The 5290-nt window shown below is 54.9% G+C and carries 2 tRNA genes and 3 rRNA genes; all 5 read left to right on the top strand.

The annotated features are described in order from the left end of the window. The first annotated feature begins 177 nt into the window (after positions 1-177). The 5 genes from ABE957_RS18095 to rrf all read left to right on the top strand — a co-directional run bounded on the left by ABE957_RS18095 (position 178) and on the right by rrf (position 5263). Positions 178-1717 (top strand): 16S ribosomal RNA (locus ABE957_RS18095). 98 nt (positions 1718-1815) lie between these two features. Next, a tRNA-Ile gene (locus ABE957_RS18100) sits at positions 1816-1892 on the top strand. Positions 1893-1906: 14 nt separating this feature from the next. Beyond that, positions 1907-1982: transfer RNA gene (locus tag ABE957_RS18105), tRNA-Ala, on the top strand. A gap of 194 nt (positions 1983-2176) precedes the next feature. Then, a 23S ribosomal RNA gene (locus ABE957_RS18110) occupies positions 2177-5065 on the top strand. An 82-nt stretch (positions 5066-5147) separates the two neighbouring features. After that, a 5S ribosomal RNA gene (gene rrf, locus ABE957_RS18115) occupies positions 5148-5263 on the top strand. Together the 16S, 23S and 5S rRNA genes with 2 tRNA genes alongside form the textbook arrangement of a ribosomal RNA operon. Positions 5264-5290: the final 27 nt, after the last annotated feature.

Consider the following 5290-nt stretch of genomic DNA (forward strand, 5'->3'; position numbering starts at 1 on the left):
GGCCGGACACGACGGCAACAGCGAGACGCTCTTTAACAATCGATCAGGTAATTCATGTGGGCGCTTGTCGGGATGTTGGTGACCAGTCACTGAAACATTCAAGGCAAGCGACTCGTCAAAATGAGACGTTTGAACCTTGAGCCAGGTTTGGTTCCACCTTAGGAACTATCAGACTTTAAACTGAAGAGTTTGATCATGGCTCAGATTGAACGCTGGCGGCAGGCCTAACACATGCAAGTCGAGCGGAAACGATCCTAGCTTGCTAGGAGGCGTCGAGCGGCGGACGGGTGAGTAATGCATAGGAATCTGCCCGGTAGTGGGGGATAACCTGGGGAAACCCAGGCTAATACCGCATACGCCCTACGGGGGAAAGCAGGGGATCTTCGGACCTTGCGCTATCGGATGAGCCTATGTCGGATTAGCTTGTTGGTGAGGTAATGGCTCACCAAGGCGACGATCCGTAGCTGGTCTGAGAGGATGATCAGCCACATCGGGACTGAGACACGGCCCGAACTCCTACGGGAGGCAGCAGTGGGGAATATTGGACAATGGGCGAAAGCCTGATCCAGCCATGCCGCGTGTGTGAAGAAGGCTTTCGGGTTGTAAAGCACTTTCAGTGAGGAAGAATGCCTTGGGCTTAATACGTCCGAGGAAAGACATCACTCACAGAAGAAGCACCGGCTAACTCCGTGCCAGCAGCCGCGGTAATACGGAGGGTGCGAGCGTTAATCGGAATTACTGGGCGTAAAGCGCGCGTAGGTGGCTTGATAAGCCGGTTGTGAAAGCCCCGGGCTCAACCTGGGAACGGCATCCGGAACTGTCAGGCTAGAGTGCAGGAGAGGAAGGTAGAATTCCCGGTGTAGCGGTGAAATGCGTAGAGATCGGGAGGAATACCAGTGGCGAAGGCGGCCTTCTGGACTGACACTGACACTGAGGTGCGAAAGCGTGGGTAGCAAACAGGATTAGATACCCTGGTAGTCCACGCCGTAAACGATGTCGACTAGCCGTTGGGGTCCTTGAGACCTTTGTGGCGCAGTTAACGCGATAAGTCGACCGCCTGGGGAGTACGGCCGCAAGGTTAAAACTCAAATGAATTGACGGGGGCCCGCACAAGCGGTGGAGCATGTGGTTTAATTCGATGCAACGCGAAGAACCTTACCTACCCTTGACATCGTGCGAACTTGGTAGAGATACCTTGGTGCCTTCGGGAGCGCACAGACAGGTGCTGCATGGCTGTCGTCAGCTCGTGTTGTGAAATGTTGGGTTAAGTCCCGTAACGAGCGCAACCCTTGTCCCTATTTGCCAGCGATTCGGTCGGGAACTCTAGGGAGACTGCCGGTGACAAACCGGAGGAAGGTGGGGACGACGTCAAGTCATCATGGCCCTTACGGGTAGGGCTACACACGTGCTACAATGGTCGGTACAATGGGTTGCGAAGCCGCGAGGTGGAGCTAATCCCATAAAGCCGGTCTCAGTCCGGATCGGAGTCTGCAACTCGACTCCGTGAAGTCGGAATCGCTAGTAATCGTGAATCAGAATGTCACGGTGAATACGTTCCCGGGCCTTGTACACACCGCCCGTCACACCATGGGAGTGGACTGCACCAGAAGTGGTTAGCTTAACCTTCGGGAGAGCGATCACCACGGTGTGGTTCATGACTGGGGTGAAGTCGTAACAAGGTAGCCGTAGGGGAACCTGCGGCTGGATCACCTCCTTAATCGACGACGTCATCAACACTCGTCAAGTGTCCACAATGAATTACCTGATCGACCAGAGCAACGACTGTTTGGGTCGCGGACCCAGTGGTTTGTAGCCGGGTCTGTAGCTCAGTTGGTTAGAGCGCACCCCTGATAAGGGTGAGGTCGGCAGTTCAAGTCTGCCCAGACCCACCATTTGCAGGATCAGAGGGGCCTTAGCTCAGCTGGGAGAGCGCCTGCCTTGCACGCAGGAGGTCAGCGGTTCGATCCCGCTAGGCTCCACCATCCTTCCCAGAACAGTCCAGGACAGAGACCAGCGGCAAGCCAGACGGCTTTCCACTGTTCTCTGAACAGTGCTCTTTAACAATGTGAATCATGCTGACAAACGTTTCTTCCGAGAGGAAGAGACACGAGATACGTCTCAAGCGTATCCGGCAATTGTCGATTGTCATCGCGGACCAGACCTCTTGGGGTTATATGGTCAAGCGATGAAGCGCACACGGTGGATGCCTAGGCAGCCAGAGGCGATGAAAGACGTGGAAGCCTGCGATAAGGCTCGGCGAGGTGGCAAACAACCTGCGACCCGGGCATTTCTGAATGGGGAAACCCACCCACGGTAACGTGGGTATCCTGCACTGAATACATAGGTGTCAGGAGGCGAACCGGGGGAACTGAAACATCTCATTACCCCGAGGAAAAGAAATCAACCGAGATTCCCCTAGTAGCGGCGAGCGAACGGGGACCAGCCCTTAAGCACCATGACTGATAGACGAAGCGGTTGGGAAGCCGCGCGATACAGGGTGATAGCCCCGTAGTCGAAATCTGATTGGTGTGAAATCGAGTAGGTCGGGGCACGAGAAACCTTGACTGAAGACGGGGGGACCATCCTCCAAGGCTAAATACTCCTGGCTGACCGATAGTGAACCAGTACCGTGAGGGAAAGGCGAAAAGAACCCCGGAGAGGGGAGTGAAATAGATCCTGAAACCGTGTGCGTACAAGCAGTGGGAGCAGACTTGTTCTGTGACCGCGTACCTTTTGTATAATGGGTCAGCGACTTATTTTCAGTGGCGAGCTTAACCGTATAGGGGAGGCGTAGGGAAACCGAGTCTTAACTGGGCGACCAGTCGCTGGGAATAGACCCGAAACCGGGCGATCTATCCATGAGCAGGTTGAAGGTTGAGTAACATCAACTGGAGGACCGAACCAGGATCTGTTGAAAAAGATTTGGATGACTTGTGGATCGGAGTGAAAGGCTAATCAAGCCCGGAGATAGCTGGTTCTCCTCGAAAGCTATTTAGGTAGCGCCTCACGTATCACCGCCGGGGGTAGAGCACTGTTTCGGCTAGGGGGTCATCCCGACTTACCAACCCGAGGCAAACTCCGAATACCGGTGAGTGCGAGCGTGGGAGACACACAGCGGGTGCTAACGTCCGTTGTGAAAAGGGAAACAACCCAGACCGTCAGCTAAGGTCCCGAAATCCTGGTTAAGTGGGAAACGATGTGGGAAGGCTCAGACAGCTAGGAGGTTGGCTTAGAAGCAGCCATCCTTTAAAGAAAGCGTAATAGCTCACTAGTCGAGTCGGCCTGCGCGGAAGATGTAACGGGGCTCAAACCAGGTACCGAAGCTACGGGTTCGTCGAATGACGAGCGGTAGAGGAGCGTCGTGTACGCCGATGAAGGTGGATTGAGAAGTCTGCTGGAGGTATCACGAGTGCGAATGCTGACATGAGTAACGACAAGGGGAGTGAAAAACTCCCCCGCCGGAAGACCAAGGGTTTCTGTTCGACGCTAATCGGAGCAGAGTGAGTCGGCCCCTAAGGCGAGGCCGAAAGGCGTAGTCGATGGGAAACGGGTCAATATTCCCGTACTTCACTGTATTGCGATGGGGGGACGAAGAAGGCTAGGTGAGCCAGGCGTTGGTTGTCCTGGTGAAAGTCAGTAGGCCGAGGAATCAGGAAAATCCGGTTCCTTAAAGCCGAGAGACGAGACGAACAGACTACGGTCTGGAAGTCATCGATGCCACGCTTCCAGGAAAAGCCTCTAAGCTTCAGATACAGTGGAACCGTACCCCAAACCGACACAGGTGGTCAGGTAGAGAATACCAAGGCGCTTGAGAGAACTCGGGTGAAGGAACTAGGCAAAATGGTGCCGTAACTTCGGGAGAAGGCACGCCGCATTAGCGTGAGAGGACTTGCTCCTTTAGCGCGAAGCGGTCGAAGATACCAGGTGGCTGCAACTGTTTATTAAAAACACAGCACTCTGCAAACGCGCAAGCGGACGTATAGGGTGTGACGCCTGCCCGGTGCCGGAAGGTTAAGTGATGGTGTTAGCTTCGGCGAAGCTCCTGATCGAAGCCCCGGTAAACGGCGGCCGTAACTATAACGGTCCTAAGGTAGCGAAATTCCTTGTCGGGTAAGTTCCGACCTGCACGAATGGCGTAATGATGGCCACGCTGTCTCCACCCGAGACTCAGTGAAATTGAAATCGCAGTGAAGATGCTGTGTACCCGCGGCTAGACGGAAAGACCCCGTGAACCTTTACTATAGCTTCACACTGGACGCTGATGTTGTTTGTGTAGGATAGCTGGGAGGCTTGGAAACTCGGTCGCCAGATCGAGTGGAGCCAACCTTGAAATACCAGCCTGACATCATTGGCGTTCTAACTCAGGTCCATGATCTGGATCGAGGACCGTGTGTGGTGGGTAGTTTGACTGGGGCGGTCTCCTCCCAAAGAGTAACGGAGGAGCACGAAGGTACCCTCAGCACGGTTGGAAATCGTGCATTGAGTGCAAGAGCATAAGGGTGCTTAACTGCGAGACAGACACGTCGAGCAGGTACGAAAGTAGGTTCTAGTGATCCGGTGGTTCTGTATGGAAGGGCCATCGCTCAACGGATAAAAGGTACTCCGGGGATAACAGGCTGATACCGCCCAAGAGTTCACATCGACGGCGGTGTTTGGCACCTCGATGTCGGCTCATCACATCCTGGGGCTGAAGTCGGTCCCAAGGGTATGGCTGTTCGCCATTTAAAGTGGTACGCGAGCTGGGTTTAGAACGTCGTGAGACAGTTCGGTCCCTATCTGCCGTGGGCGTTGGAGATTTGAGAAGTGCTGCTCCTAGTACGAGAGGACCGGAGTGGACGCACCTCTGGTGTTCCGGTTGTCACGCCAGTGGCATTGCCGGGTAGCTATGTGCGGACGGGATAACCGCTGAAAGCATCTAAGCGGGAAGCCCCCTTCAAGATGAGATCTCCCCGAGGCCTTGAGCCTCCTGAAGGGCCCAGCGAGACCAGCTGGTTGATAGGCCGGGTGTGGAAGCGCTGCAAGGCGTTGAGCTAACCGGTACTAATGGCCCGTGAGGCTTGACCATATAACACCCAAGCGGTCTGCCGATGGCAACCGACATGACGGATACGCGAGACGATCTCGTCAGCATGATTCACCGTTTTTCGCCTGACGACCATAGCGTACGGGAACCACCTGATCCCTTGCCGAACTCAGCAGTGAAACCGATCAGCGCCGATGGTAGTGTGGGGTCTCCCCATGCGAGAGTAGGTCATCGTCAGGCACCTATTCCGAGAAAACCCCGAGCTCA

The sequence above is a fragment of the Halomonas pelophila genome (genome assembly GCF_040196315.1).
Classification (GTDB): domain Bacteria; phylum Pseudomonadota; class Gammaproteobacteria; order Pseudomonadales; family Halomonadaceae; genus Halomonas; species Halomonas pelophila.